The organism is Bradyrhizobium sp. 18BD, assembly GCF_054185225.1.
Window position 1 is genome coordinate 305,327 of record NZ_JAVAYL010000001.1, and the last position, 25,781, is coordinate 331,107.

The 25,781-nt window shown below is 62.3% G+C and carries 24 protein-coding genes; 12 read left to right on the forward strand and 12 right to left on the reverse strand.

The genetic code is table 11. The features are described 5' to 3' along the window. Nucleotides 1-22 precede the first annotated feature (22 nt). The 3 genes from RAD16_RS01480 to RAD16_RS01490 form a co-directional block, all read right to left on the reverse strand. A complete protein-coding gene (locus RAD16_RS01480; protein WP_458156110.1) occupies nt 23-1,762 on the reverse strand; it encodes an adenylate/guanylate cyclase domain-containing protein in 1,740 nt (579 codons plus the stop codon). Nucleotides 1,763-1,966: 204 nt separating this feature from the next. Continuing rightward, entirely contained in the window at nt 1,967-2,209 is a 243-nt protein-coding gene (locus RAD16_RS01485) for a hypothetical protein (protein WP_458156111.1), read from the reverse strand. Between the two features lie 89 nt (nt 2,210-2,298). Then, complete coding sequence (locus RAD16_RS01490; protein WP_458156112.1) at nt 2,299-2,436, reverse strand: hypothetical protein; 138 nt, start codon at nt 2,434-2,436, stop codon at nt 2,299-2,301. A 187-nt stretch (nt 2,437-2,623) separates the two neighbouring features. Here RAD16_RS01490 and RAD16_RS01495 point away from each other — a divergent pair, with 187 nt between their 5' ends. From RAD16_RS01495 to RAD16_RS01530, 8 genes are all read left to right on the forward strand, one after another. Continuing rightward, nucleotides 2,624-2,839, forward strand: coding sequence for a dodecin family protein (locus tag RAD16_RS01495; protein WP_458156113.1), 216 nt, complete (start codon nt 2,624-2,626; stop codon nt 2,837-2,839). A 101-nt stretch (nt 2,840-2,940) separates the two neighbouring features. Next, nucleotides 2,941-3,252, forward strand: a complete 312-nt coding sequence (locus RAD16_RS01500; protein WP_458156114.1) for a hypothetical protein — start codon at nt 2,941-2,943, stop codon at nt 3,250-3,252. 155 nt (nt 3,253-3,407) lie between these two features. Next, nucleotides 3,408-3,584: a hypothetical protein gene (locus tag RAD16_RS01505; protein ID WP_458156115.1), complete on the forward strand. Its 177-nt coding sequence runs from the start codon at nt 3,408-3,410 to the stop codon at nt 3,582-3,584. 140 nt (nt 3,585-3,724) lie between these two features. Then, entirely contained in the window at nt 3,725-4,054 is a 330-nt protein-coding gene (locus tag RAD16_RS01510) for a GcrA family cell cycle regulator (protein WP_458156116.1), read from the forward strand. A gap of 285 nt (nt 4,055-4,339) precedes the next feature. Further along, nucleotides 4,340-5,104 (forward strand): alpha/beta fold hydrolase, encoded by a 765-nt coding sequence (locus RAD16_RS01515; protein WP_458156117.1) that lies wholly within the window; start codon nt 4,340-4,342, stop codon nt 5,102-5,104. A 780-nt stretch (nt 5,105-5,884) separates the two neighbouring features. Next, nucleotides 5,885-6,172, forward strand: a complete 288-nt coding sequence (locus RAD16_RS01520; RefSeq protein WP_458156118.1) for a hypothetical protein — start codon at nt 5,885-5,887, stop codon at nt 6,170-6,172. 450 nt (nt 6,173-6,622) lie between these two features. Continuing rightward, nucleotides 6,623-6,904 carry a hypothetical protein gene (locus RAD16_RS01525; protein ID WP_458156119.1) on the forward strand — a complete coding sequence of 94 codons (282 nt, stop codon included), beginning with the start codon at nt 6,623-6,625 and terminating at the stop codon, nt 6,902-6,904. 35 nt (nt 6,905-6,939) lie between these two features. Then, nucleotides 6,940-7,170 carry a hypothetical protein gene (locus tag RAD16_RS01530; protein WP_458156120.1) on the forward strand — a complete coding sequence of 77 codons (231 nt, stop codon included), beginning with the start codon at nt 6,940-6,942 and terminating at the stop codon, nt 7,168-7,170. Between the two features lie 831 nt (nt 7,171-8,001). On the opposite strand, the gene RAD16_RS01535 is transcribed toward RAD16_RS01530, so the two are convergent. Together RAD16_RS01535 and lepA are read right to left on the reverse strand one after the other, a co-directional pair. Continuing rightward, complete coding sequence (locus tag RAD16_RS01535; RefSeq protein ID WP_458156121.1) at nt 8,002-8,244, reverse strand: hypothetical protein; 243 nt, start codon at nt 8,242-8,244, stop codon at nt 8,002-8,004. 478 nt (nt 8,245-8,722) lie between these two features. Continuing rightward, nucleotides 8,723-10,534: a translation elongation factor 4 gene (gene lepA / locus RAD16_RS01540; protein ID WP_458156122.1), complete on the reverse strand. Its 1,812-nt coding sequence runs from the start codon at nt 10,532-10,534 to the stop codon at nt 8,723-8,725. A 114-nt stretch (nt 10,535-10,648) separates the two neighbouring features. Between lepA and RAD16_RS01545 the strand changes: the two genes are divergently transcribed. Beyond that, complete coding sequence (locus tag RAD16_RS01545) at nt 10,649-12,271, forward strand: glycosyltransferase family 39 protein (RefSeq protein ID WP_458156123.1); 1,623 nt, start codon at nt 10,649-10,651, stop codon at nt 12,269-12,271. 112 nt (nt 12,272-12,383) lie between these two features. Here the strand turns inward: RAD16_RS01545 and RAD16_RS01550 are convergent, their stop codons facing one another. From RAD16_RS01550 to RAD16_RS01570, 5 genes are all read right to left on the reverse strand, one after another. After that, nucleotides 12,384-12,701, reverse strand: coding sequence for an HPr family phosphocarrier protein (locus RAD16_RS01550; RefSeq protein ID WP_458156124.1), 318 nt, complete (start codon nt 12,699-12,701; stop codon nt 12,384-12,386). Continuing rightward, nucleotides 12,698-13,099 (reverse strand): PTS sugar transporter subunit IIA, encoded by a 402-nt coding sequence (locus RAD16_RS01555; RefSeq protein WP_007597752.1) that lies wholly within the window; start codon nt 13,097-13,099, stop codon nt 12,698-12,700. The genes RAD16_RS01550 and RAD16_RS01555 overlap by 4 nt, the downstream gene beginning before the upstream one ends. A 208-nt stretch (nt 13,100-13,307) precedes the next feature. Beyond that, nucleotides 13,308-13,757 (reverse strand): HPr kinase/phosphorylase, encoded by a 450-nt coding sequence (locus RAD16_RS01560; RefSeq protein WP_458156125.1) that lies wholly within the window; start codon nt 13,755-13,757, stop codon nt 13,308-13,310. After that, nucleotides 13,754-15,544, reverse strand: a complete 1,791-nt coding sequence (locus RAD16_RS01565) for a stimulus-sensing domain-containing protein (RefSeq protein ID WP_458156126.1) — start codon at nt 15,542-15,544, stop codon at nt 13,754-13,756. Before RAD16_RS01565 ends, RAD16_RS01560 begins: the two co-directional genes overlap by 4 nt. 119 nt (nt 15,545-15,663) lie before the next feature. Next, the gene (locus tag RAD16_RS01570; RefSeq protein WP_008542552.1) at nt 15,664-16,365 is read right to left on the reverse strand and encodes a response regulator transcription factor; all 702 of its coding nucleotides are present in this window, start codon (nt 16,363-16,365) and stop codon (nt 15,664-15,666) included. A 240-nt stretch (nt 16,366-16,605) separates the two neighbouring features. On the opposite strand from RAD16_RS01570, the gene RAD16_RS01575 reads away from it, so the two are divergent. The 3 genes from RAD16_RS01575 to RAD16_RS01585 all read left to right on the forward strand — a co-directional run bounded on the left by RAD16_RS01575 (nt 16,606) and on the right by RAD16_RS01585 (nt 21,913). Then, complete coding sequence (locus tag RAD16_RS01575; protein WP_458156127.1) at nt 16,606-17,355, forward strand: HugZ family pyridoxamine 5'-phosphate oxidase; 750 nt, start codon at nt 16,606-16,608, stop codon at nt 17,353-17,355. Nucleotides 17,356-17,419: 64 nt separating this feature from the next. Then, a complete protein-coding gene (locus RAD16_RS01580; RefSeq protein WP_458156128.1) occupies nt 17,420-20,011 on the forward strand; it encodes a CHAT domain-containing tetratricopeptide repeat protein in 2,592 nt (863 codons plus the stop codon). A 285-nt stretch (nt 20,012-20,296) separates the two neighbouring features. Then, nucleotides 20,297-21,913: a phosphoenolpyruvate carboxykinase gene (locus RAD16_RS01585; RefSeq protein ID WP_458156129.1), complete on the forward strand. Its 1,617-nt coding sequence runs from the start codon at nt 20,297-20,299 to the stop codon at nt 21,911-21,913. 239 nt (nt 21,914-22,152) lie between these two features. On the opposite strand, the gene RAD16_RS01590 is transcribed toward RAD16_RS01585, so the two are convergent. Then, entirely contained in the window at nt 22,153-22,968 is an 816-nt protein-coding gene (locus tag RAD16_RS01590) for an acyl-CoA thioesterase (RefSeq protein ID WP_458156130.1), read from the reverse strand. A gap of 197 nt (nt 22,969-23,165) precedes the next feature. Further along, entirely contained in the window at nt 23,166-25,682 is a 2,517-nt protein-coding gene (locus tag RAD16_RS01595; protein WP_458156131.1) for a glycogen/starch/alpha-glucan phosphorylase, read from the reverse strand. Between the last annotated feature and the right edge of the window lie 99 nt (nt 25,683-25,781).

Genomic DNA, 25,781 nt, shown 5'->3' on the forward strand with positions numbered 1-25,781 from the left:
AGCAATGCGAACGCTGCGAAGGTCATTCCGGCAATCCAGCCTTGCGAAGGGCGTCTGTCAGATGTTTGCGATCCTTTGAAAGCCTGTATAGCTCCTTTGGCACAAAGCGGGAAACTGAGAACTCCGGCATGAGGCGAAGGACTTCCGCGGCATGATGATGTGATCGGCTAATATTGCCGGTCAAAGCATAGCAACCCGCCAAATGTGCTGGCCGCCAAAATCTCGTGCTTGGGTAACGAGTGAAAGCTGCGATGGCGTTCTCATATCGATGTGTCATGAAGTACGCCCTGCCCACCGGTCCCCAATACCATTTCGGAGCAAAAAAGGGGTCGATAATTTTCGCTTCCTTGAAGTGCTCCAAGCACTTTGCGGGATCTCCGAGCCGGAGGTAAAGGTCGCCTAGATTCGCTCGGACTGTAGGGTTGTTCGGATTGAGCGCGAGCGCCCTCGCATAATAGTGCTCAGCAAGATCGTATGAACGGTGATGCATGTGCACCCAACCCAAAGCTGCCAAACACACTTCCTGGCCATCATCGAGTTCGACGGCTCTCTTGGCCAGCGCTAACGCCTGGTCCAACGCAACGTCGGATGATCCACTCATGTCCAAGTACCATTCGCGGCAGAACGCAAACGCCAGCAGCGCATAAGGTTTTGCGTACTCAGGATCCAGTTCAATGGCGCGCTTGAGCAAACAGCGCACTTCAGCCTCGTTAGCAGGATCGTACACAGACAAGGCATCGCCGCGCAGCACACATTCATATGCGGCCAGGCTAGCGGGCGGCTTGCGTTTGGCGCGATCAACACGGTCGGCCTGCAGCCGCCCTACGAGAGTACCCACGATGGTCCGAACGACCTGATCTTGGACATCGAACAACTCTTCCAAGGGCCTATCAAATCGATCCGCCCATATATGGTGACCCGACGACGCGTCAATTAGCTGGGCGGTGATACGAATGAGGTTTCCAAATCGTCGGACGCTACCTTCCAATACATATTGGATACCCAGTTCTCGGCCGACGCGACTGACATCGACATTTGGCCCGCGAAATTGGAACGAGGAATTGCGCGCCAGCACACGCAATTGTCGGAAGCGCGAAAGCTCGATAATGATGTCATCGCTGATGCCGTCACCGAAATATTGTTGGTCTTCACCACTGCTCATGTTGTCAAAGGGCAATACGGCGACCGAAGGCTTGTCGCTCGCGGTCCGATCTGCCGCCATTGCCACCGATGGCGTGCCACTGACGCGGTAGGCATGCACAGGCTCGGCGATGTTCTTCAGGATATGAGTGCCGATATCGTCGAATCCAATCTTGACCTTGTTCCTGACGTAGTCATGGGTGGTGCTGGAGACTACGATGCCGCCCGGCTCGGCGAGGGTTTCGAGGCGCACCGCGATGTTGACCCCGTCGCCAAAGATATCGTCATCTCCGACGATAATATCACCGACGTGAATACCGATGCGAAATGCAATCCGCTTATCCTGCGGCACATTGATAGTTTGCTCCGCCATGCCGTGTTGGATTTCGTCAGCACATCGCACGGCGTCGACCGGGCTTGCGAACTCAACAAGGGCGCCGTCTCCGGTATTCTTGACGATACGTCCGTGATGCTCCGAGATTTTTGGATCGAAAAGCGTCCTTCTCAGAGATTTCAGCTGCGCGAGCGTGCCTTCTTCGTCGATCCCAATTAAACGGCAAGAGCCCACGACGTCCGCCGCCAGAATAGCCGCTAATCGCCGCTCAACGTTCTCGCTGCTCAAGATGCACCCCCGGGGCTCGGGGAAATTGAATGCCTATATTATAGCAACTGCGCCAATGTCTGGCTATGCGCGCCGTCCGCTTCGGCGCCCCGCTCAGCTCACTTAAGTGAGGGGGCGCCGCTTCGTTGAAGGGACCAATTTCAGATCGTGGCCGCGAAACGATGCGCGGATATCCGGTTGCAATTCACTGATGTCCGATCTTCATTAAACAATAGGAATTTGGTCATGGCGAATAGTGGAATGACTCGCCGTCGCATGCTTCGCTATGCCGCAGCCGGCGGTGATATCCAGCTTGGACGAGACGATGGCGCAGAGCTGCCCGACCGTTTCACTGCGGAGCGCTTCCGGAGCGGAAATCTTGACTCCGAACGCCTCCTCGACGGCGCGAAGCACGTCAGCGTCGTCACCATCGCCGACCAGGTTCAGGCAATTGGCAGCGTTGGCCATCGGAGGTGTCGAGGCTGACGACGATGCAACGGTGTAGCCGAGAAAGGCGGAGCCGTTCAAGGTTGCCGACCTGTTTGAGCGTTGCCTCCTCACGCCGCGGCGCGACCAAGCTCGAGCGATTGCCTGCGCATGGTCGGGAAGCTCAGCGCCACTGCGACGGCGGCGAGCCCGATGACGGAGGGCCGCCCGATGTTCTTGTTCGAGTTAAACTGAAAAGTGACAGCCAATCAGACCCTCTTCCGTCTTCCCGCTAAGAGCGGGCATGAAGGCGCAGGTCCCGCAGCAATTGGGAGCCAAGAGCGGCCTCTCCGCCAAATGCAGTTTGTTTCGTCTCGGTTCCGAGGGGCATCCTCGAAACGGTATCAGCGCCGAGATCCTGATGCTAGCCCAGGTCAGACCGGACAGGAGGACGACATGCCTGATAGCGTCTACAAGGTCATAGAATTGGTCGGTACCAGCAGCGACTCATGGGAGAGGGCGGCCGCTAATGCGGTCGAGCAAGCTGCAAAATCTCTCCGGGATCTTCGTGTTGCAGAGGTCGTCAAGCTCGATATGCAACTGGACGACAAGGGAAAAATTGAAGCCTATCGCGCCAAGCTCAACGTATCGTTCAAGTTCGAGGGCAGCTGAGCCTCAGCACCTCGCCCCGCCTGCGGGGCGAGGATGGACCAGAGGGTCCGACCGGGACCGACTGCTTTGACGTGTGAAGGCGCGTGGCGCATGGTGGCCTCATGTACATGGTCATTCGCAAGTACACCAACGTTCGTTCCGTCGCGGACGCCGCTCGCCGGGCCAAGAGCGGCGTCGGTGAGATCCTAAGGCAATCGCCGGGATTCAGGTCTTACTATGTGCTGGATGCGGGCAACGGTGTCGGTATCGCCGTGATGGTATTTGACGACCGTGAAAGCGCCAATGCAGCGAACGCCAAGGTGCTGGCGTTTGTTCAAGCGAGTCTACATGACCTCGATCTTGGATCTCCCGAAATCACCACCGGCGAGATTTTGGTGAACATTGAGCCCAATGGGCCCTCGAGCATAAGGTAGGCGCAAACGCCACCAATCGCGTGGCGGGGCCAACCGCTGCTGATGCAGTCAACCTGATCCCCGTCGCGTCTGCGGCGATTGCGCGCCTTGGGCAATCCGCATGTCGTCCGCCAGGAATATGCGACTGCGCGTTCTTTTCGAGGAGCAGCAACACGATGAAGCAACACACCTCCGAAGCATTTTTCACCACAGGGACCGGTCGGGCATCGCTCGTGCCTATGGGCACCGCGATGCCGCCAAGAGACCCCGATGAAGACGACGAGGACGAAGATGAAGAGGACGAAGACGACGCTGACGAACCGCCGGTCGTGCGCGAGCCGGACGAAGACTAAAGCGCGATGAGATTTGGATGAATCGCCATCGCGCTTTAGGTCGTTGTTTGAGCATGATCTTTTCGGAAAACCGCTGCGCACTTTTCCGGATCATGCTTTAGACTGATGCGCGTTCGGCAATCAGCGCTATAATGTCTCCCATGGGCTGGGATGCGAAAGACATAGCGCTCCTCAAGAAACTCTGGTCCGCAGGACAGAGCGCGGCGCAGATTGCGCGTCGTCTCGGGTGCAGCCGTAATGCGGTCTGCGGCATGCTGACCCGTATGGGCCTGAAGCGCGGCCGCAAGCCGCCTACAGCAAGACCCAGCATAAGACCGTCCCCGAAGCTGAGCCCGGCGTCGTCGGCAGCCTGTGCCCAACCAGTCGCAAAGAAGGTGTCGCGGAACCCAGCGAAGGGACCGAAGCCCAAGGAATTCAGCAAGCAGCAGCTTTACGCCATTCTGGCTGAGGCGGTCAGAAACACTGGCTGAGAGCTCACCACGAACGTCGCAGCACTCCCGTCCATGCCTGGCCTAGCCCGGCGGGGTCGGCTGTCGTGTACTTCCCAAGCCTTCGTCTGCTTCGGGTCCAAAGGCTGACCTGGGCAGCTCCACGATGCTATTCCGCTCCGCTCTCGGAAGCGGACAGTGCTAGTCCAGGGCGGAGAAGTCTAACTATCCGACAACTTCAGGCAGTGTTACGGTCTGCACTCGTCGTACTGCGGACCACGCTAAGGCGATTGGGCCACGCGGTTCTTCGTCGCGCCGAAGAGCCTAATGAGTGAGTCGTTCATGTCCGCTCCAACTGGTCATATGAACATTAGGGCCAACGACGATGTCGAATTGACCGCAGATGTGTGGAACTCTGATCAAGCGAACACGCTGCTGCTTCTACCGTGTGGTGCTGAAACGCGTATTGTTTGGCGATCTGTCGTCGATCACTTGGTTGCAGACGTTAGGGGCGCGTGGCGGATCATCGCAGCCGATCATCGTGGCCACGGCGGCAGTGGCAGAAGCCTTAACTATTCGTTCCAGCGCTCTCGCGACGATGTCGCAACGTGGATCGCAGAGCTTGCTACTCGACCACTCGTGATCGGTGGTGGCTCTATCGGCGGAGCCTTGGGAATGGTCGCCGCGGGAGAAGGCGAGCCCATTGACGGCCTGATCCTTCTAGATGTGCCAGTGGCGCCGGTTCTGGAGCGCGTTCTGAGGGAACGGTCGCGCGTTCAATCAGCAGCCAAAGCAGGCAACGCCAGTATGGCGACGATTGATCCGCGCTACCTCTCGGGTGGTGTCATTGAAGATGTCTTCCGGGATGTTGGGCGCTGGAGCCGCGCCGCCCGGAACTTGAAAATTCCGACGATGTTGATCGCCGGAAGTAGCGGTGTGATCGACCCGGAACAACTTCAAAAATATAAAGAGCACATTCCACAAGGAGAACTCGCGCGGCTACAGACCAGTCATTTGGTGGCACGCGATGATCCCGAAGGCGTTGCAATTATCCTCGGGGAGTTTCTCGCGCGGCACTGGCCAAAACACTAGCTGGCTGAGGGCAGCTCTGCTTTCGGAACCGGCCTTGATCGAACAGTCAAGGCTCAGCCGGTGCGACTTCCGGGATGGCTCAAAAGATGCCGTTGGCGGGCTGCTTCACCTTGGTCGGCTCATCTCTTGCGAGCAGACGTTTCGGCTCTTCGAGCGCAGGTCGGCAACGGGCCCAACAGGCGACATTCGAGTGGAAGAAGTCGAAGTGAGGCTCAACAGCGCTCGTCGAAATGAGAAGCTGTCGAGACTTCGCAATTGGTCAGCATCGCTGTCCACCGCGTAACCCCGCAACCACAGCCATCGAGAAATTTGAGTTGTCCGAACTCGCGCCATGATTGCGGCAGAATCCACAAGTCATGTTTCGCCCAAGCTCAAATTGAGCCGACCCTGCGTTGGCCGGAGGCTTCCGAAAGCCAAGAGGCCAGAGCCGTTCGCCTGATTCGGGTGTGGAGAGTCTCAACGCGGCTGCGTTGTGGACGTAGTGGCCCGGTCATGCGCGTATACGAGAAGCATCGCGTGATGACGATCCGGCGGAAAGATCGACGATGCGAGCACTCAAGGCTCACCAAGGTCATATCTCGTTCTATGGCCCGCGCGGTGGCGCGCAGAACGTCCACATCTCGCTCAAAGCCGCGCGCTACTTGCGTCGACACCGCCATCGAGGATTTGACCTGTCCGAATGCCGAATGCTGAAACCGCTCAATTCTTTCAAGGGGCCGGCAAGAAGGCCCCCGGGGCAGTCCCGCTAGTGGGACCCTCCAAACGTAGGGAGGAAGATCGATGAAGGTCGTTATTGCGACGTTGGGGCTGCTTGTTTCAAGTCCGGTCGCCGCTCAAGAGTGCAAATCGTGCGCCGAGGCTGACGCCTGCATACAGACGTACGTTAAGGCAGCGTCGGCGGCCCAAAGGGCCACGAAAGTGGCAATCCGGGATTGGCAGCAAAATCTGGACAAAAAGGCTTCCGCAGAGTTTTCCAGCAGGGGCATGGCCGCATTACAAAGCGTCATGGATTCGCAAGTTCGTTCGGAGCTTGAGAGGCTTAAAGAGTGCCTAGCCAAAATCAAGTAACGGGCGAAGCCTCGGTTACGCAGAATTAAAGAGTGCAGGTACTGGTCGGCTCCGGGTCAATCGCGTCGGTTTAGTCCTGCCGCGCTGGCTTCCGGTCGGACCCGATGAGCGGACATCTTCAGTGCTCATCGCAAGGTCTCAAACGGGCCCACAAGCAGGCTTTGCTGGTTTGATCTATCGAGGTCGGCTCATCACGGGAGAGCGGACATTGATGCGGCGTCAGTGCTAGTCGGCCAAGGGGCCATAAGCGGAAGTCTCGCACGGAGCAGCCTCGTTGTTCTGGGGAACACACGCATGATCATTGGGGCACACCCGCCACTCGAAATGCGTGCGCTCGAAGGCGGTTCGAACCCAATCGCATCCTGCAGCGCAGCTACGGAACAATATTACATCCGGGAGATTTCGCGGAACGAAACGGATCGTCAGTCTTTCAGCCTTTGGGAGGTGCACATGACTTCTCAGACCATAGAAGGCGCCTGTGCGTTTGCTTGGCGGAACTACTTGCTGCTTCACAACGACATCAGCGAGAACGATACTCGGCGTTCCGCCCTCTATCGCTACGTCGTCAATCTTGGTGATACCGGCGAAGATGATTTCGATCTCTTGCAAATAGCGGCGGTCGCTTACTTGAAAAAACTAGACGAATTGCATGACGACCGATCTGCGAGACTCGCGGTAGACCACATTTTGGCCGAACGTTTAGATTCACGCCGCGCACAAGTCGACACTTAGCTTTCAGGCAAAGAACACTAGAAGGAGGAGCGAGCATGGCAGACAATTCCACTAATTCAAACCATCTCGCGCGCGAACCACAAAGGCGCATCGCCGCGGCGACAGCAATCGGCATGAATGCCTTGAGCCCCATTATGCGCTTTCAGGTCTCAATGCTGAGGATGTGGGCCGATAGTATTGAGAGGTTCGCGGGCAATTACAAAAAGGGGTTGGAAGAAACCGCGACCGCTGTAGAGGAACAGTCAGACAAGGAACGCGCCGCGTAGATCAACGCGAATGGCTAGGTGGAGTCCGGCTCGTTCGGCGTACGTTTGCGCAGCGAGCTCGCCGAACTCGCTCAGGGTCAATCGCGACGGTTTAGCCCGGTCAAGTTCGGTCCGGTCTACCTGTGGCAGCCGACATATCCTCGGCCGTGGGATGCGGCAGCGATGGGCCACAAGCAGACGAAGAAGGAGGCCTGATGTTGTTGTTTAAGCGGGGTCCGCTATCGCTCTGGCCAATGACCACTGGCTAAGAGTTTGCAGACAAAAAACGCCGCCACAAGGTCGAGTGGTATGGTAAGCAAAGCAATTGGAAGCGAAGCCAGATATCCCTCACCGCAATTTCCGCCCGAACCACCGCCATGGCAGGTAATTGTTGGAAAAATGCGATGAGCGCGAACAGGCCGATCGCAGTGACGACTGTGAATGCCGCGATGATCGTGCCGGCGATAAGCCGTTTGAGAAGCAGAACTAAGTCTGGCAGACTTGGTCGCGTAAGCTTGATTAGTGAAGCTCGTCTCACTTCTTCAGTCTGCGACTTTCGCCACGCCAAAGTTACGATTACGACGAACGCGAGTAGGGGCGAGACGAGCCCCATGACGCTAACGATGGTTGCAACGGTTAAGTGCATCTCCCTTTGCTACCACTGTCAGCTTTAACCGGTTGTAAATTTCAGGAAAATGTAACCTACCGTAGTAGGAGGCGCCAAGCCCGCTATGGGTCAAAACCGGATCTCAGGTGTGAGCGCGTCAATGTCCGCTATCGCCCAAAGAGCCGGCATGGAGCGTTCTGCACGCGCGGAGTGATCAGCCCTAGCGCTTGCTCATGCACCCTTTGTCAGGCCGCAGCGCGGCCAAGGTCGAGCGATGGCCTGCGTTTGGTCGGAAAACTCAGCGCCACCGCGATGGCGGCAAGCCCGATCGCGAAGGAGCCGACGTGCAGCCAGGTGTATTGCTGGAAGCTGTCGAACACGAGCCCACCGGCCCAGGGCCCGAGCGCCATGCCGAGGCTGGCGAAGGCCGAGACTGCGCCGAACACCGTGCCCATGATGCGCGCGCCGAAGAATTCGCGGACCAGCACCGCAGCGCTTTTGATTTTGTTGATGCTGCGCAGCTAGGATGGTGGCTATCAGTCGGTGAAGGGCAAGGCTTGCGGGCTATGCGCGATTTGCCACTCTGCCGTGAGCGCGATCTATTTTGCTGCGATCATCACAGGTCTTTGCCGCATCGTCATTCCGGGGCGCGCAAAGCGCGAGCCCGGAATCCATCGCTCAGCGATCAACGCGGTGAAATGGATTCCGGGCTCGCGCCAAGTGGCGCGCCCCGGAATGACAGTGTCCCACACACACCGCGATGATTGCATTATGCCCCTGTTTTGCCCGACGGAGCAAACGAAATTCTGAAAATCGAAAAACTCAATTCAAACAAGGCCCCGGCTACTGTGCATGGGGTTGTTTTCGACATTTTGCTTTGCCCAGCGTACGACGTCCCGGCAGTGCCCAAAATGCAAATGCCCGGGACGAGCCCGGGCATGCGTAGAACGGTCTTGAGCCGTCGCCTCAGCTATCCACCTTCAGCGCGGCAATGAAGGCTTCCTGCGGGATGTCGACCTTGCCGAACTGCCGCATCTTCTTCTTGCCTTCCTTCTGCTTCTCCAGAAGCTTGCGCTTGCGCGTGATGTCGCCGCCGTAGCACTTTGCGGTGACGTCCTTGCGCAGGGCGCGGACCGTTTCGCGCGCGATCACCTTGCCGCCGATCGCCGCCTGGATCGGGATCTGGAACATGTGCGGCGGGATCAGCTCCTTCATCTTCTCGACCATGGCGCGGCCGCGCCCTTCGGCGCGGGTGCGGTGGACCAGCATCGAGAGCGCATCGACCGGCTCGGCATTGACCAGGATCTGCATCTTGACGAGATCGGCCGGCTTGTAGTCGGTGAGGTGATAGTCGAACGAGGCGTAGCCCTTGGAGACCGACTTCAGGCGATCGTAGAAGTCGAACACCACTTCGTTGAGCGGCAGGTCGTATTTCACCATCGCGCGGGCGCCGACATAGGTCAGCTCCTTCTGCGAGCCGCGGCGGTCCTGGCACAGCTTCAGCACGCTGCCGAGATACTCGTCGGGCGTGAGGATGGTCGCCTCGATCCAGGGCTCCTGGATCTCCTCGATCTTCACCACGTCGGGCATGTCGACGGGATTGTGGATCTCGAGCTCGGTGCCGTCGGTGAGCTTCATCTTGTAGATGACGCTCGGCGCGGTCGCGATCAGGTTCAGGTCGAACTCGCGCGACAGCCGCTCCTGGATGATCTCCAGATGCAAGAGGCCGAGGAAGCCGCAGCGGAAGCCGAAGCCGAGCGCGGCCGAGGTTTCCATCTCGAAGGAGAAGCTGGCGTCGTTGAGGCGCAGCTTGCCCATCGCGGCGCGCAGCGTTTCGAAGTCGTCGGCGTCGACAGGGAACAGGCCGCAGAACACCACGGGGATCGCGGGCTTGAAGCCCGGCAGCATGTCGGCGACCGGCTTGCGGTCGTCGGTGATGGTGTCGCCGACGCGGGTGTCGGCGACTTCCTTGATCGCGGCGGTGATGAAGCCGATCTCGCCGGGGCCGAGCTCGTCGACCTGCTGCATCTTCGGCGTGAAGAAGCCGACGCGCTCGATGTCATAGGCCGCACCCGTGCCCATCATGCGGACGCGGCTGCCTTTCTTCATGACGCCGTCGACGACGCGGATCAGCACGACGACGCCGAGATAGACGTCGTACCAGCTGTCGACCAGCAGCGCCTTCAGGGTCGCGTCGCGGTCGCCCTTCGGCGGCGGCAGGCGGGTGACGATGGCCTCCAGCACGTCGGGAATGCCAAGGCCGGTCTTGGCCGAGATCATCACCGCGTCGGAGGCGTCGATGCCGATCACGTCCTCGATCTGCTGCTTGACCTTCTCGGGCTCGGCCGCGGGAAGATCGACCTTGTTCAGGACCGGGACGATCTCGTGATTGTTGTCGAGCGCCTGGTAGACGTTGGCGAGAGTTTGCGCCTCGACGCCCTGGCTGGCGTCCACCACCAGCAGGGAACCCTCGCAGGCCGCCAGCGACCGCGACACCTCGTAGGCGAAGTCGACATGGCCGGGCGTGTCCATCAGGTTGAACACGTAGTCCTTGCCGTCCTTGGCGCGGTAGGCGAGGCGCACCGTCTGCGCCTTGATCGTGATGCCGCGCTCGCGCTCGATGTCCATAGAATCGAGCACCTGCTCCTTGCCCGCCATTTCGCGGTCGGAGAGGCCGCCGGTCATCTGGATCAGACGGTCGGCCAGCGTCGATTTGCCATGGTCGATATGGGCGACGATGGAGAAATTGCGGATGTTGGAAATGGGGACGGTCGTCATGGGCGCGGGATACCACTCACGTCCCCGTGCGGCAACCATATTACTGTATTTTCAGGGCCTTTGTTCACGCCAAGCTGATTCCACGGAGGCCTAAAACGCGCTAGGCAACGGTCCATGTCGACCACCTCGATGCCATCCTCCAGAGCGCGGGCGAAGACCCGCTTGAGTTACAACCGCTTCCGCGCCTGGCTGGTTGCCTGCGCGATCCGCCCGGAGGCGCGGCGCTGGCTGGTGATCCAGCTCGCCATCCTGCATGCGGTGCTCTGGACCTTCATCCTGATCAATCTCAAGGCGGCGCAGGACGTTCACATGGACGTCGCAGAAGCCTGGGGCTGGGGCCAGCAATTCCTGTGGGGCTACGGCAAGCACCCGCCGCTGTCGGGCTGGGTCGCAGGCGTCTGGTTCAAGCTGTTCCCGGCGGCGGACTGGGCGACCTATGCGCTGGCGATGGCGACAATCGGCGTCGGCATGGTGATCTGCTGGCTGCTGGCGCTGCGCGTGGTGGATGCACGGCGCGCGTTCCTCGTCGTGGTGATGATCGCGCTCTATCCGATCTTCAATTTCAAGGGGTTCAAGTACAACGCGGACCTGCTGCAGCTCGTCACGCTGCCGCTGCTGGTGCTCGCCTATCTCAACGCCTTCGAGAAGCGGAGCTGGCAATCCGGCATCTGGTTCGGGCTCGCCGGCGCGCTGGCGCTGATGACCAAATATTGGGTGCTGACCATGATCGGCGCCATCGGCCTTGCCGCGCTGATCCATCCCGCACGGATGCGCTTCCTGCTGTCGCCGGCGCCCTGGGTGGCGATTGTGACGATGGTGGTGGCGATGATCCCGCACGTCGTCTGGCTGGCGGAAGCGCATTTCGTGCCGCTGACCTATGCCGGCGATACCTACACCATCGAGGATGCGGGGCGCGTGCATCAGCTCGTGGCCGGCTACGCCCTGCATAATTTCGCGCTGCTGGCATTGCCCGTGGCGCTCGCCGCGGTCGCCATGGCGCTGGTGCCGCCGTGGTTCAAACTGCTGCGCGCGCCCTTGCGCATCGTCACGCGGGCCTGGGCGCGCGGCGTCAATCCTGGTGTCAATGTCTCGCAGGCGCTGAACGTCTGGATCATCCAGATCATCGTCGCGGTCGGGCCGCCGCTCGGTGCGCTCGCGTTCAGCATTTACATGAAGACCGACTGGGGCATCTCGCTGTTCTTCCTGGTGCCGCTGGCGCTGGTCGCGATCCCCGTGCTGCGGGTGCAGAGCGCGGTGCTGTACAACATCGCCGCGATCTGGCTCGTGCTCAGTGTCGCAACGCTCATCGCCTCGCCCTGGATCGCCGCGCGCGAGATGGCGGCCAATGCCGGCAACGCCGCGATCTATGGCGCGCGTTCGGATCTCGCACGTGAATTGACTGAGGCCTGGCACACCCGCTTCGGCTCGCGCTGGGCCGTCGTTGCCGGCACGATGGAACAGATCCAGCCGCTGGTGTTCTACAGCCCGGATCATCCGGCCGCGCTGATGCCGATCGAAGCCTGGGATTCCGGGCTGACCTCGCGTGAGGACGCCAAGAAGTACGGCTTCATCGGCGTGTTCGATCCGACCGACGGTCGCCTGCCGGCATTCGAGAAATGGGTCTCCGAGGTCGCGCCGAACGCCGAGCGCATCGTGATGACGACGCGCCGCTTCACCCACGGCAAGGCCGGCCCGTCGATGAGCTGGAACATCTACATCGCGCCGCCGGAGAAGTGAGTTCTTCTCTTACCTCTCCCAGCTTGCGGGGAGAGGTCGGATCGCCCCCCCCCGGCGATGCGAAGCATCGTCCGGTGCGATCCGGGGCAGCGCGGCGCGTCGCGCGAGGGACCTAAATCCCTTCCTCGTTGAACTTGCTTTCAACGAGCTCGGTGATCGCCGCGAGCGCAGCGTCCGCTTCGGCGCCTGAGGCTGCGACGGTGATCGTCGTGCCGGGTCCTGCCGCGAGCATCATCAGGCCCATGATCGAGGTGCCGCCGACGGTCTCGCCGCCGCGCGTCACCCACACTTGCGCGTCGAAGCGCTCGACGGCCTGGACGAACTTCGCCGAGGCGCGGGCGTGCAGGCCGCGCTTGTTGATGATCAGAAGCTCTTTGGAGATCGCGCCCGCGGGCACGCCAGTCCCCGCTTGTGGCGCGTCGTCGCTCATTTGCCGGCGAGCACGCGGCTGGCGATGGTGACGTATTTGCGGCCCGCTTCCTGGGCCATCGCGATCGCGTCGGGCAGCGGACGCTCCTCGCGCACCTTGGCGAGCTTCACCAGCATGGGCAGGTTGATGCCCGCGAGCACTTCGACCTTGGGCCGGCTCATGCAGGAGATCGCAAGGTTGGATGGCGTGCCGCCGAACATGTCGGTGAGGATCGCAACGCCGTCGCCGGAATCGACGCGGTTAACCGCCTCGATGATGTCGCTTCGGCAGAGATCGGAATCATCTTCGGCGCCGATCGTAATCGCTTCGATTTGCTTTTGTGGGCCCATGACATGCTCAAGCGCTGCCTTGAATTCGTCGGCAAGGCGCCCGTGGGTCACAAGTACTAGACCAATCATCGGAAAACTCCTCGCGGGCGCTTTTGGTGCACCGCACGAACGCGCCACTTTGACCATCCAGAGCCCCTGCGCAAGAGGGGATGTTGCGTATCTCCCTGAATCTAGACGGATGGATGAGGGGAAATGCGCCGGTCTATTCGGTCGCGATAGTGGGGTTCATATGGTTACCATTTCCCTTCAAACAATCGCCTGGGGGCTTAGCAGAAGGTTAACTCTTGGTAGTGGTCAAGGCCGCAACAACCAAAGGGAGGGGCGAAGTGTCGCGGCCGACAGGGATTCGAGGTATTTCGACACCTAAAATGCTTGTTTTCAGGGATTCCGCCGGCGGCAGCCGTTCGGCGTCCGTGGCGTCCAGATCGACCACGAGACCGACGGTCGCATGCTCCGCAAAGTCGCAGCGGCGAATCCCGAGGCCCCGGATCTCGATCAGGCCGGCCAGCCGCGGAGCGGGACGCACTTCGATTTCGTTGCCGAGTGTCGCCAGATGGACACGGTCGTCGCCGACCAGAACGGCCCTTTCGACCACCCCGGCGCGCCCCGCCATGATCAAATCGAAGGCAAGGCGCGACTTGCCGGAGCCTGAGGGACCGCGGATCAGCACCGCCACATCGCCGACCTTGACCGCGGAGGCGTGCACGCTTGCGCCGCCGTCGCTCATAGCGCCGGCAGCCTCACCACGAAGCGCGCGCCGGCAACGGTCGGGACGCCCTCGTCGTCAGGCGTGCCAACGCGATTCTCGGCCCAGATGCGCCCGCCATGGGCGTCGACAATCTGCTTGGAGATCGACAGCCCGAGCCCTGAGTTCTGGCCGAAGCCCTGATGCGGACGGTCGGTGTAGAAGCGCTCGAAGATGCGATCCAGCGCGTCGTCGCGAATGCCGGGCCCGTCGTCGTCGACCACGATCTCGATTTCGCTGCGCACGCGGCGGCAAACCAGGCGCACCTTGCTGCCGGGTTCGGAGAAGGATTGCGCGTTGGAGAGCAGGTTCGAGACCACTTGTCCCAGCCGTGAATCGTGGCCGGTCACCGCGAACGTATCGGTCGCCCCGCGTCCCTCGAAGCGCGCCTCGACCGCGACGTCGTGGCCGAGCTTGGTCTCGTTCGCGACCGACACCAGCGTGCCCAGCAGGCGGCGCAGATCGACCGGCACCGCGTCCTGCCGCTGCAATTCGGCATCGAGCCGGCTGGCGTCGGAGATGTCGGAGATCAGGCGGTCGAGCCGCTTGACGTCGTGCTCGATCACCTCGAGCAGGCGCGCGCGGCTGTTCTCGTTGCGCGCCAGAGGCAGCGTCTCGACCGCGGAGCGCAGCGAGGTCAGCGGGTTCTTCAGCTCGTGGGCGACGTCGGCGGCGAACATCTCGATCGCCTCGATGCGGCTGTAGAGCGCATTGGTCATGTCGCGCAGCGCGCCGGACAGATGCCCGATCTCGTCGCGGCGGCGGGTGAAGTCGGGAATCTCGACGCGGGTCTTGATGCGGCGGCGGACCCGCTCGGCGCTGTCGGCGAGCCGGCGCACGGGACCGGCGATCGTGCTGGCGAGCAGCAGCGACAGCATGATCATGACCGCGGCGGCGACGCCGCCGACCTTCAGGATGGCGAGGCGTTCTGCGGTCACCATCTGGTCGATCTCGTCGCCCTGGGTCGACAGCATCAGCGCACCGTGGATGGCGCGCGAGCGCAGCACGGGGACGGCGACGGAGACGATCACCTCGCCGCGCGAGTTGACCCGCACCATCGAGCGCTTCTGTCCCTGCAGCGCATCGCCGACTTCCGCATAGCCATTGCCGTTCTCGCGCCCGAGCTCGCGATAGAGCGGCAGGTCGCCGCGGTTCAGCCAGGTGCGGACCGCGACCATGCCGCGTTCGACGATGCCCGGTTTCAGCGACGGCGGCGGCAGGGGGAAGCTCAGCACGTTCTCGAGGTCGCGGCTGTCGAGCAGCAGCGTGCCGTTGGGATCGAAGATCCGCGCGCGGGTCTTGGTCGGCGAGATCAGCGTGCGCAGCACCGGCGCGACACGCTCCGGATTGATCGGGAAATCGAGCGAATCGTCGGTGCCGCCATAGCTGTCGCCGGTCTTGAGGTCGAGCAGGCGGTCGGGATCGATGGTGATGGCGTTGGTCTGCACGGTGGCCGAGGCCGCAATCGCGCCGGCGATGATCTCGGCCTGCACCAGCAGGCTCTGCGCGCGCGCGTCGATCAGGCCGGCGCGGAACTGCGACAGATACAGGATGCTCGCGACCAGCGCGACGAGGCCGGCGAGGTTGAGCGAGACGATGCGGCGGGTCAGGCTCGAGAACGACAGCGCGAAGAAGAACTGCCCGGCACGCTTCAGCCAGCTCAGCGGCCGCCAGCCTTGCTTGATAGGCTTGTCCTCATGATCCGATGCGCCGCGGGAGGCATGATCCTCGGCGTTCGAACTCGAATCAGGCTGCGTTCGGTCAAGCAATGCTTACGCCCGCGTTAGGACGGCTCGTGCGACGACGGTCCCCGCATCCTAGAGCATGCCCGGTTCCGATGGAATCAGAACCGGCGCAGCCCTCGTCTGTTGTGAAGGCGCCCCGCGCCTCAAGCTTCCTTGAAGCGGTAGCCGACGCCGTACAGCGTCTCGATCATCTCGAACTCGTTGTCGACCACCTTGAACTTCTTGCGCAGCCGCTTGATGTGGCTGTCGATGGTGCGGTCGTCGACATAGACCTGGTCGTCATAGGCGGCGTCCATCAACGCGTTGCGGCTCTTCACCACACCGGGCCGGGTCGCCAGCGCCTGCAGGATCAGGAATTCGGTGACGGTCAGCGTCACCGGCTCGTTCTTCCAGGTGCAGGTATGCCGCTCCGGATCCATGCGCAGCAGGCCGCGATCGAGCGCCTTGGCATCGTTCTCCTTCGGCGCGACGGTCGGATCTTTCGGCGCCGAGCGGCGCAGCACGGCCTTGACGCGCTCGACCAGCAGGCGCTGCGAGAACGGTTTGCGGATGAAATCGTCGGCGCCCATCTTGAGACCGAACAGCTCGTCGATCTCTTCGTCCTTGGAGGTCAGGAAGATCACCGGCAGGTCGGACTTCTGCCTGAGGCGCCGCAGCGTCTCCATGCCGTCCATGCGCGGCATCTTGATGTCGAGGATGGCGAGGTCGGGTTGAGTGGTGCGGAAACCGTCCAGCGCGGATGCGCCGTCGGTGTAGGTCATAATGCGGTAGCCTTCGGCTTCGAGCGCGATCGAGACGGATGTGAGAATGTTGCGGTCGTCGTCGACCAAAGCGATTGTGGGCATGAGCCTCTGCTTTCTGCTTTCCGTTTGGGTCGTGGCTTAAACGGCGAGCAATCCAGTGATGCGCCGCATACATGGGTGCCAAAGTTGGCGTTCGAACCTTGTCACCGAGCAATGCAAGCTGGGCTGAAGTGTGACCAAGTTCCACGAAACACGGCAGATTCGCCGCATGTCGACCCATAACCAGGCCCCCGTTTACCCGAAAAAAGACCCTCCTTGCAACCACCTGAGCCGAGAAAGCCAATGCAACCGACCCCCGATTTCGCCCCCGAGAAGCTCGCCAAATCGCTGCTGCGGCGGTCGCGGCAGGGGGCTCTCGCAACATTGATGGCCGGGAGCGGCGATCCCTATTGTTCCCTGGTCAATCTGGCCAGCCACCCCGACGGCTCTCCGATCCTGCTGATCTCCGGTCTGGCCGTGCACACCAAGAATATCGTGGCAGACAGCCGGGTCTCGCTGATGCTGGACGAGCGCGCCGCCGGCGATCCCCTGGAAGGCGCCCGGATCATGCTGTCCGGACGGGCCGAGCAGGCCGGTGCGGACAAGGAACTCCTCCAGCGGCGGTATCTCAATGCCCATCCATCGGCGGAAGCCTTTGTTTCATTTAAGGACTTTTCGTTCTTCCGGATCCACCCCACGGGAACCCATCTGGTCGCGGGCTTCGGCCGAATCGTCGATCTGAAGCCGGAGCAATTCCTGACGGACCTTACCGGAGCCGATGACCTGCTGGCGGCCGAGGAGGGGGCCGTCGAGCACATGAACGCCGACCACCGCGACGCCATGGGCCTCTACGCGACGCAGCTCCTTGGCGCCGCCTCCGGAGACTGGCGCTGCACCGGCTGCGATCCTGAGGGTCTCGACATGCAGGATGGCCAGACGGCGCTGCGGCTGGATTTCCCGGAGCGCGTGACCGACGGCACGGCGCTGCGCAAGATGCTGGTTCGCCTTGCTGGCGAGGCGCGCAAAAAGCTGGACCAGGGCGCAGCTCTTTGAACGCTGCCCCCTATCGCCGCGACCCAAGAGCGTAATGGTCTCAAGGCTCGCAGCGAGAGGGTTCATGGCACGCCGTCGTTTGACGCTGATCGCGGGTTTGGCGCTCGTGATCGCTGGATCGCTTGCGACGCCAGCCTTTGCCCAGAAAGGCCTCGCCGCGGAAAGCGCGCGGATCAACGCGCTCATGGGCGCCGGCAAATATTCGGAAGCGCTTCCGCTCGCGCAGGGCATGGTGGCGAGCCTGGAGAAGAGCGACAACGGCCGCGAGCTTGCCGCCGCGCTCAACAATCTCGGTCAGGTCTATGCCGGCCAGGGCCGCGACGATCTGGCCGAGCCGCTCTACAAGCGCGCCATCGCGCTGATGGAAAAATCGCTCGGTCTCGACACGCCGCTGCTTTCGGCCGAGCTGACCAATCTCGCCGCGCTCTATCAGCGCCAGGGCCGCTTCGCTGAAGCCGAGCCGCTGTTCAAGCGTGCGCTGGCCGTCAGCGAGAAGGGCCTGTCGCGCGAGCATCCTGATGTCGGCCGTGCCCTCAACAATCTCGCCACGCTCTACGTCAAGCAGGAACGGCAGGCCGAGGCGGAGCCGCTGTTCCAGCGAGCGCTCGCGATCTATCAAAAGGCCGCCGGACCCGAGCATCCCGCGGTCGCCACCGTCCTGAACAATATCGGTCAGGTCGATCGCGACCTCAATCGCGATGCGGATGCCGAGGCGCCGATCAAGCGCTCGCTCGCCATCCGCGAAAAGGTGCTGGGCCCCGATCATCCCGATGTTGCGCGCTCGCTGAACAATCTCGCCGGGCTCTACGAGCATCAGAAGCGCTACGCCGATGCCGAGCCGCTCTACCGCCGCGCGCTTGTCATTCGCGAGCGTGCGCTCGGACCGGATCATCCTGATGTTCTGACCTCGACCAGCAATCTCGCCTATTTCCTCTATGTGTCCGGGCGCACCGCCGACGCGCTGCCGCTCGCGGAACGGACGCTCAGCAGCGATCGCGCGCAGCTGCGCGTGGTGCTGCCGATCCTGTTTTCCGCGCGCCAGCAACATCTTTTGCCGGATGACAAGGCGCTCGACGAGGCATTGGCCGCGATCCAGCGCGGCACGCAATCGTCCGCCGCCTCCGCCGTGAACAAGCTCGCGGTGCGGCTTGCCGCCGGCAGCGACCGGCTCGCCGAGCTCGTGCGCAAGGATCAGGATCTCGGGTCCGAATCCGAGGCGCTCGACAAGGCAATCGTCTCGGCGGTGTCCAAGCAAGCCGGGCAACGCGACCTCGCGGCCGAGCAGCGCAGCCGTGCCCGGATCGGTGCGATCGCAAACGAGCGCGCCGGCCTGCAGAAGACCCTCGCCATCGAGTTTCCCGATTATGCCTCGCTTTCCAATCCGCTGCCGCTCGCGGTGAAGGACATCCAGCCTTTGCTGTCGGCCGATGAGGCGATGACGATCTATTCCGTCGTCGACAAGCAGAGCTATGTCATCGCGATCACACGCGAGGGCACCGACTGGAAGGAGATTTCGCTCGGGGCGGATGCGTTGGCGCAGAAGGTGGCTGCATTCCGAAAAGGGCTCGACGTCGGCAAGGCCCGCGACGCCTCCGGCAAATCGGGACTGTTCGACCTCGCGCTCGCCAACGATCTCTATGCCGCGCTGCTCGGCCCGGTCGAGCCGCTGACCAGGGACAAGCGCAACCTGCTCGTGGTGCCTTCGGCTGCGCTGACCGCATTGCCGTTTCATCTGCTCGTCACGGAGAAGCCGCCGGCTGCCATCCCCGACACGTTCGAAGGCTATCGCAACGCCGCCTGGCTGTTGCGGCGTCAGGCCGTCTCTGTGCTGCCGTCGGTGATCAGCCTGAAATCGCTGCGTGCGTTTGCGCGCCGGGATCAGGGCGTGAAGCCGATGACCGGCTTCGGCGATCCCGTGTTCAACCCTGCGGCCGAAGGGCCGGCCGATCGTCGCGCCGCAGGCGGCAAGGTTGCCGCACGCAGCATCGCGACGATCGCCTACACCGACTTCTGGCGTGGTGCCGGCGTCGATCGCGCGCGGCTCGCGCAGGCGCTGCCGCAATTGCCCGACACCGCCGACGAACTGAACGCGGTGGCCAAGGATCTCGGCGCGCCCGAAGGCGATATCCATCTCGGCCGCGACGCCAGCGAAACGACGCTCAAGCGTGCAGCGCTTGCTCAATACAGCATCATTTACTTTGCCACCCACGGCCTCGTTGCAGGCGACGTCAAGGGACTGGGTGAGCCCTCGCTTGCACTCTCGATCCCCGATCAGCCGTCCGAGCTCGACGACGGCCTCTTGACCGCGAGCGAGGTTGCGCAGCTCAAGCTCAATGCGGATTGGGTTGTGCTGTCGGCCTGCAACACCATCGCCGGTGACAAGCCCGGCGCAGAGGCGCTCTCGGGGTTGGCGCGCTCGTTCTTCTATGCCGGTGCCCGCGCGCTGCTGGTCTCGCATTGGGCAGTGGATTCGGAAGCTGCTACCCGCTTGACCACGTCGACTTTCGCCTTGCTCAAAAACGAACCAAAAATCGGTCGTGCCGAAGCATTGCGCCGTGCAATGTTAATGTACGTTGATGACACTTCATCGTCGCGCAATGCCTATCCCGCGATGTGGGGGCCGTTCGCGCTGATTGGTGAGGGTGAGGTACGATAGACCTTCCGGCGGGATTGTGCGTCGCAATAACTATGAATAACGCTGAATCCTGCATTTGGTTGCGCGATCATTTGCGATTTTTTGATGCGCCTGCTCAGAGCTGACATGCGCGACGTTTGGCGCGGTCCTTGAATAAACCAAATCCTGCGGGATCAGCTTGGCAACGCCTGCGTTCATCAGTATTAGGTCGTTCAGCCGAGGCCGGATGGTCTGTAATTCACGGTGACTGCGATGGCGCCAAAGCTTGATCGCGCTGAGTGTCGCGGGTTCTAGGAGGATTTTTTCGTGCAAGAGACGGGCGTGCGCAACGGTGCCTTCGGCGCCGACAAATTCGGCTTAAAGAATCTCAAGCAGGTTCACTGGAACCTCGGTGCGCCGCAACTCTATCAATACTCGCTCACAGCGGGCGAGGCGGTGCTCTCCGCCGACGGCGCGCTGTGCGCCGACACCGGCGAGTTCACGGGCCGCAGCCCGAAGGACAAGTTCACCGTGCGTGACGCCACCACCGACACGAAGATGTGGTGGGCCGGTAACCAGTCGATCACCGCAGAGCAGTTCGAGACGCTCTACCAGGACTTCCTCAAGCACGCCGAAGGCAAGAGCCTGTTCGCGCAGGACCTCTATGGCGGCGCCGATCCGGCCTACCGGATCAAGACGCGCGTCTTCACCGAGCTCGCCTGGCACTCGCTGTTCATCCGCACGCTCTTGATCCGCCCCGAGGCGGTCGAGCTGTCGAGCTTCGTGCCCGAGCTCACCATCATCGACATGCCGAGCTTCCGCGCCGATCCGAAACGTCACGGCGTGCGCTCGGAGAACGTCGTCGCGATCGATTTCGCCCGCAAGATCGTCCTGATCGGCGGCTCCTACTATGCCGGCGAGATGAAGAAGTCGGTCTTCACCACGCTGAACTACTACCTGCCCGAGCGCGGCGTGATGCCGATGCACTGCTCGGCCAATGTCGGCGCCAAGGGCGATACCGCGATCTTCTTCGGCCTGTCGGGCACCGGCAAGACCACGCTGTCGGCCGATCCGAACCGCACGCTGATCGGTGACGACGAGCATGGCTGGGGCCCGAACGGCGTCTTCAACTTCGAAGGCGGCTGCTACGCCAAGTGCATCAAGCTGTCGCAGGAAGCCGAGCCGCAGATCTATGCTGCGTCGACGCGCTTCGGCGCCGTGCTCGAGAACTGCGTGCTCGACGAAGACACCCGCGTGGTGGATTTCGACGACGGCTCCAAGACCGAGAACACGCGCTCGGCCTATCCGCTCGACTTCATCCCGAACGCTTCGCGCACCGGCCGCGCGCCACAGCCGAAGAACGTGGTGATGCTCGCGGCCGACGCCTTCGGCGTGCTGCCGCCGATCGCAAAGCTTTCGCCGGCGCAGGCGATGTATCACTTCCTCTCCGGTTACACCGCCAAGGTCGCCGGCACCGAACGCGGTCTCGGCAACGAGCCGCAGCCGGAGTTCTCGACCTGCTTCGGCTCGCCCTTCCTGCCGCTTGATCCGTCCGTCTACGGCAACATGCTGCGCGACCTCATCGCCCAGCACAATGTCGATTGCTGGCTGGTCAACACCGGCTGGACCGGCGGCAAGTACGGCGTCGGCTCGCGTATGCCGATCAAGGTAACGCGCGCGCTGCTCACCGCCGCGCTCGACGGCTCGCTTCGCAACGTCGAATTCCGCACCGACAAATATTTCGGCTTCGCTGTCCCCACCGCGCTGCCGGGCGTGCCGAACGAGATCCTCAACCCGGTCAACACCTGGAAGGACAAGGACGAGTTCGACAAGACCGCACGCGCGCTGGTCGGCATGTTCCAGAAGAACTTCGCCAAGTTCGAAGCCCAGGTCGACGCCGAAGTGCGCGCGGCTGCTCCGGACGTGAAGATCGCAGCGGAGTAAGTTCGCATCCCCTGAAATACGAAAGGGCGGCCGTGAGGCCGCCCTTTTTGTTTGTGGCACGATCTCTCCACGCCGTCATTGCGAGCCAACGGGTCCGCGCGAAGCGCGGCCCGATGACAGGCTCCGCGAAGCAATCCAGGCTGTCTCCGCGGAAACAGTCTGGATTGCTTCGTCGCCAGCGCAAAATTGCTTCGCAATTTTGTCGCGGGCTCCTCGCAATGAGGAGGTTGCGGAACCAGCTACGCCTTGAAATACGCGATCTGCGTCGTCGTCGCGAGCAGCCGTCCGTTCGGCGACCACAGCTCGGCGTTCTGATCGGCGTAGCTCTTGTGCATGATCTTCGAATCGGCCGTCGCCAGCACGCGTGTGATGTTTTCGGCGGCGAGCTCTTCGCTGTCGGTGTGGAAATAGGTCGTCAGCGACACCGTGCCGAACGGCACCAGCTCGCGCCGCGCGTGGAAGATGCGGCCGAAGAAGGCATCCGACATCGACATCAGCGACGGCATGTCGAGCTTGCGCGGCGTGCGGTCGCTGATCCAGATCTTCGAATAGGTGCTGGCAAGCTCCGCCTGCGGCGGGCCGAGCCGCATCTCGCCTTCGACGAAGCGGAATTCGTACTGGTTGGCCCAGGACGCCGAGATCTTGGGGAACGGCAGCGTCTGTTCGAACGGCTTTGTTTCGGGATATTGCGCCACCCTGTGCTCCCAGGACGGCCGGCGCTCGGCGAACACGGCGGTGGCGAGTGTGGCAACCTCGCCACCGCCCTGCGACAGTTCGACGCTCCAGTGCTGGCTGGAGCGATTGGCCTTCACCAGGCGGATGTCGAGATCGAACGGGCCTTTGGCGATCGGCGCGCAGTAATTGACGGTCAGCGCTAGCGGATCGCCGGCGGCTTGCGGGTGCTCGATCAGCGCGCGCAGGATCGTTGCAGCCGTGGCGCCGCCGAACGGGCCGACAAAGGCCCAGTAATCGTCGCTGGTGTGCCCCTGCCAACTGCTGTCACCCGCGGTGATGCGCGTGGCGTCGTCGAACGGGTGCGGAAGTTTTGCGTGCATTGTAGTCCTCGGTGTCTCCCCAAACGTCATTGCGAGCGCAGCGAAGCAATCCAGACTATTTCCGCGGAGACAGTCTGGATTGCTTCGTCGCTGCGCTCCTCGCAATGACAAGCGGTGCGCTGACGGTCATCATATGACAGTCGGCACCGTCTTGTTCAATGACGTCCGAGATAATGGAAGTCCGTGCCGCGGAAATATCAACCGGCGACGTCGCGCAGGTCAGGCAGCAGCGGCGTGGTCGGATTGACCGGCACGTTCCAGATCTCCTCGGCATATTCGCGGATGGTGCGGTCCGAGGAGAACCACGCCATGCGCGCGACGTTGAGGATGGAGGCGCGCGTCCACGCCGGCGCCACCTGCCAGCGTGCATCGACCGCGCGCTGCGTCTCGTAATAGGAATCGAAATCGGCGCTGACCATGTAATGGTCGAGATAACGCAGCGCATGCGCGATCGATTCGAAGCGGCCGGGATCGCCGGGCGAGAACTCGCCGGCGCCGATCGCGTTGATGGCGCGCTGGAGCTTCGGCGATCTGCGGATCACGTCGGAGGCGTCCAGCCCCTGCTTGCGCCGGATCATGACGTCGCCGGCCTCCATGCCGAAGATCGCGATGTTCTCCGTGCCGACATGGTCGCGGATCTCGATATTGGCGCCGTCCAGCGTACCGATGGTGATGGCGCCGTTGAGCGCCAGCTTCATGTTGCCGGTGCCGGAGGCTTCCATGCCGGCGGTCGAGATCTGCTCGGACAGATCGGCCGCGGGAATGATCACCTCCGCGAGGCTGACATTGTAGTCGGGCAGGAAGACGACCTTCAGCTTGCCGCCGATCGCCGGGTCGTTGTTGACGACCTCGGCGACGTCGTTGATCAGCTTGATGATCAGCTTGGCGTAGCGGTAGCTCGCCGCCGCCTTGCCGGCGAAGATCTTCACCCGCGGCACCCAATTGCCGTTGGGATCGTCCTTGATCGCCTGGTACAGCGCGACCGTCTCGATGACGTTGAGGAGCTGGCGCTTGTATTCGTGGATGCGCTTGATCTGCACGTCGAACAGCGCGCTCGGGTCGACCTTGATGCCGAGCCGCTCGCCGATCAGGCGCGCCAGCGCGGTCTTGTTATGGTGCTTGACGCTGCGGAATTTCTTCTGGAATTCGACGTCGCTGGCGCGCGCCTCGATCAGCGAGAGCTGGGTCGGGTCGTCGAGCACGGCGTCGCCGCAGGTCTCGCGCAACAAATCGGTCAGTTTCGGGTTCGCCAGCATCAGCCAGCGGCGGAAAGTGATGCCGTTGGTCTTGTTGGTGATGCGGCCGGGATAGAGATGGTTGAGGTCGTGGAACACGGTCTCGCGCATCAAATCCGAATGCATCGCCGAGACGCCGTTGATGCGATGCGAGCCGACGAAGGCGAGTTGGCCCATGCGCACGCGGCGGCCGCTCTTCTCGTCGATCAGCGAGACCGAGGCGCGGAAGTCGATGTCGCCGGGCGCGCGCGCTTCGGCGAGCGCCAGATGCTGCACGTTGATACGGTAGATGATCTCGAGATGCCGCGGCAGCAGCTTCTCGAACAGCTCGACCGGCCAGGTCTCCAGCGCCTCGGGCAGCAGCGTGTGGTTGGTGTAGGAGAGGGTGGCGACCGTGATCTTCCAGGCCTCGTCCCAGCGGAAATTGTGGAGGTCGACGAGGATGCGCATCAGCTCGGTGACGGCGAGGCTCGGATGGGTGTCGTTGAGCTGCACCGCGACCTTGGAGGACAGGCTGCGCAACTGGCCGTCGGAGGCGAGATGCCGCTTGACCAGATCCTGCAGCGAAGCCGAGACGAAGAAATATTCCTGCCGCAGCCGCAGCTCGCGGCCCGCCGGGCTCTCGTCGTTCGGATAGAGGAATTTGCAGATCGCTTCCGCGCGCGACTGCTCGGCGCTGGCGCTGACATAGTCGCCCTTGTTGAAGGCGTCGAGCTTGAGCGGATCGGGCGAGCGCGCCGACCACAGCCGCAGCGCATTGACGTGCTGGCCGCGCCAGCCGACGATCGGCGTGTCATAGGCGATCGCCAGCACGGTCTCGCTCGCGTGCCAGATCGCCCGGTCGCGGCCCTTGTCATCGACATGCTCGACGCCGCCGCCGAAATTGATGTCGTAGATCACTTCCGGCCGCTGCAATTCCCAGGGATTGCCGAAGCCGAGCCATTCGTCGGGATATTCCTGCTGCCAGCCCTGATTGATGATCTGGCGGAACAGGCCGAAATCGTAGCGGATGCCGTAGCCGATCGCGGGGATCGACAGCGTCGCCATGCTCTCCATGAAGCAGGCGGCGAGACGGCCGAGACCGCCATTGCCGAGCGCCGCATCCGGCTCGCATTTGCGCAGCTCGGGCAGCGAGACACCGAGATCTCCCAGCGCGACGTCGAAGATCCTCAGCAGCCCCATATTGTTCAGCGCGTCGCTGAAGAGACGCCCGATCAGGAATTCGAGCGAGAGATAATAGACGCGCTTGCGGCCCGCATCGTAGCTGCGCTTCTCGGCCGTGAGCCAGCGATGCACGATGCGGTCGCGCAGCGCCAACGCGGCGGCCTGGTACCAGTCATGCTTGGTCGCCATACCGGCGTCCTTGCCGATGGCAAGGCGCAGCTTCGCCAGGATCGCGCCCTTGATCTCGGCCAGCGCCAGTTCGTCGATGGGCTGGTCGGAGGCGGGCAAATTTGGCTGGAACGATTGATCTTGCAAGGCCGTCACTTCCTGGTCGCGAAAACAAACACCACTCACCCTAAGCGTCTTGCCGCTGCACCGGAACCATCGCTGGTGCGGCCGTGCACTGCGCTGGCG

What these genes read in the sequence shown, in the direction of transcription:
- RAD16_RS01515 (WP_458156117.1), top strand. Translation starts at nt 4,340, where the DNA reads ATGAGTGAGTCGTTCATGTCCGCTCCAACTGGTCATATGAACATTAGG.
- RAD16_RS01495 (WP_458156113.1), top strand. Translation starts at nt 2,624, where the DNA reads ATGCCTGATAGCGTCTACAAGGTCATAGAATTGGTCGGTACCAGCAGC.
- RAD16_RS01590 (WP_458156130.1), bottom strand. Translation starts at nt 22,968, where the DNA reads ATGCACGCAAAACTTCCGCACCCGTTCGACGACGCCACGCGCATCACC.
- RAD16_RS01525 (WP_458156119.1), top strand. Translation starts at nt 6,623, where the DNA reads ATGACTTCTCAGACCATAGAAGGCGCCTGTGCGTTTGCTTGGCGGAAC.
- RAD16_RS01550 (WP_458156124.1), bottom strand. Translation starts at nt 12,701, where the DNA reads ATGAGCGACGACGCGCCACAAGCGGGGACTGGCGTGCCCGCGGGCGCG.
- RAD16_RS01545 (WP_458156123.1), top strand. Translation starts at nt 10,649, where the DNA reads ATGTCGACCACCTCGATGCCATCCTCCAGAGCGCGGGCGAAGACCCGC.
- RAD16_RS01530 (WP_458156120.1), top strand. Translation starts at nt 6,940, where the DNA reads ATGGCAGACAATTCCACTAATTCAAACCATCTCGCGCGCGAACCACAA.
- RAD16_RS01505 (WP_458156115.1), top strand. Translation starts at nt 3,408, where the DNA reads ATGAAGCAACACACCTCCGAAGCATTTTTCACCACAGGGACCGGTCGG.
- RAD16_RS01485 (WP_458156111.1), bottom strand. Translation starts at nt 2,209, where the DNA reads ATGGCCAACGCTGCCAATTGCCTGAACCTGGTCGGCGATGGTGACGAC.
- RAD16_RS01555 (WP_007597752.1), bottom strand. Translation starts at nt 13,099, where the DNA reads ATGATTGGTCTAGTACTTGTGACCCACGGGCGCCTTGCCGACGAATTC.
- lepA (WP_458156122.1), bottom strand. Translation starts at nt 10,534, where the DNA reads ATGACGACCGTCCCCATTTCCAACATCCGCAATTTCTCCATCGTCGCC.
- RAD16_RS01560 (WP_458156125.1), bottom strand. Translation starts at nt 13,757, where the DNA reads ATGAGCGACGGCGGCGCAAGCGTGCACGCCTCCGCGGTCAAGGTCGGC.
- RAD16_RS01520 (WP_458156118.1), top strand. Translation starts at nt 5,885, where the DNA reads ATGAAGGTCGTTATTGCGACGTTGGGGCTGCTTGTTTCAAGTCCGGTC.
- RAD16_RS01510 (WP_458156116.1), top strand. Translation starts at nt 3,725, where the DNA reads ATGGGCTGGGATGCGAAAGACATAGCGCTCCTCAAGAAACTCTGGTCC.
- RAD16_RS01575 (WP_458156127.1), top strand. Translation starts at nt 16,606, where the DNA reads ATGCAACCGACCCCCGATTTCGCCCCCGAGAAGCTCGCCAAATCGCTG.
- RAD16_RS01500 (WP_458156114.1), top strand. Translation starts at nt 2,941, where the DNA reads ATGTACATGGTCATTCGCAAGTACACCAACGTTCGTTCCGTCGCGGAC.
- RAD16_RS01570 (WP_008542552.1), bottom strand. Translation starts at nt 16,365, where the DNA reads ATGCCCACAATCGCTTTGGTCGACGACGACCGCAACATTCTCACATCC.
- RAD16_RS01580 (WP_458156128.1), top strand. Translation starts at nt 17,420, where the DNA reads ATGGCACGCCGTCGTTTGACGCTGATCGCGGGTTTGGCGCTCGTGATC.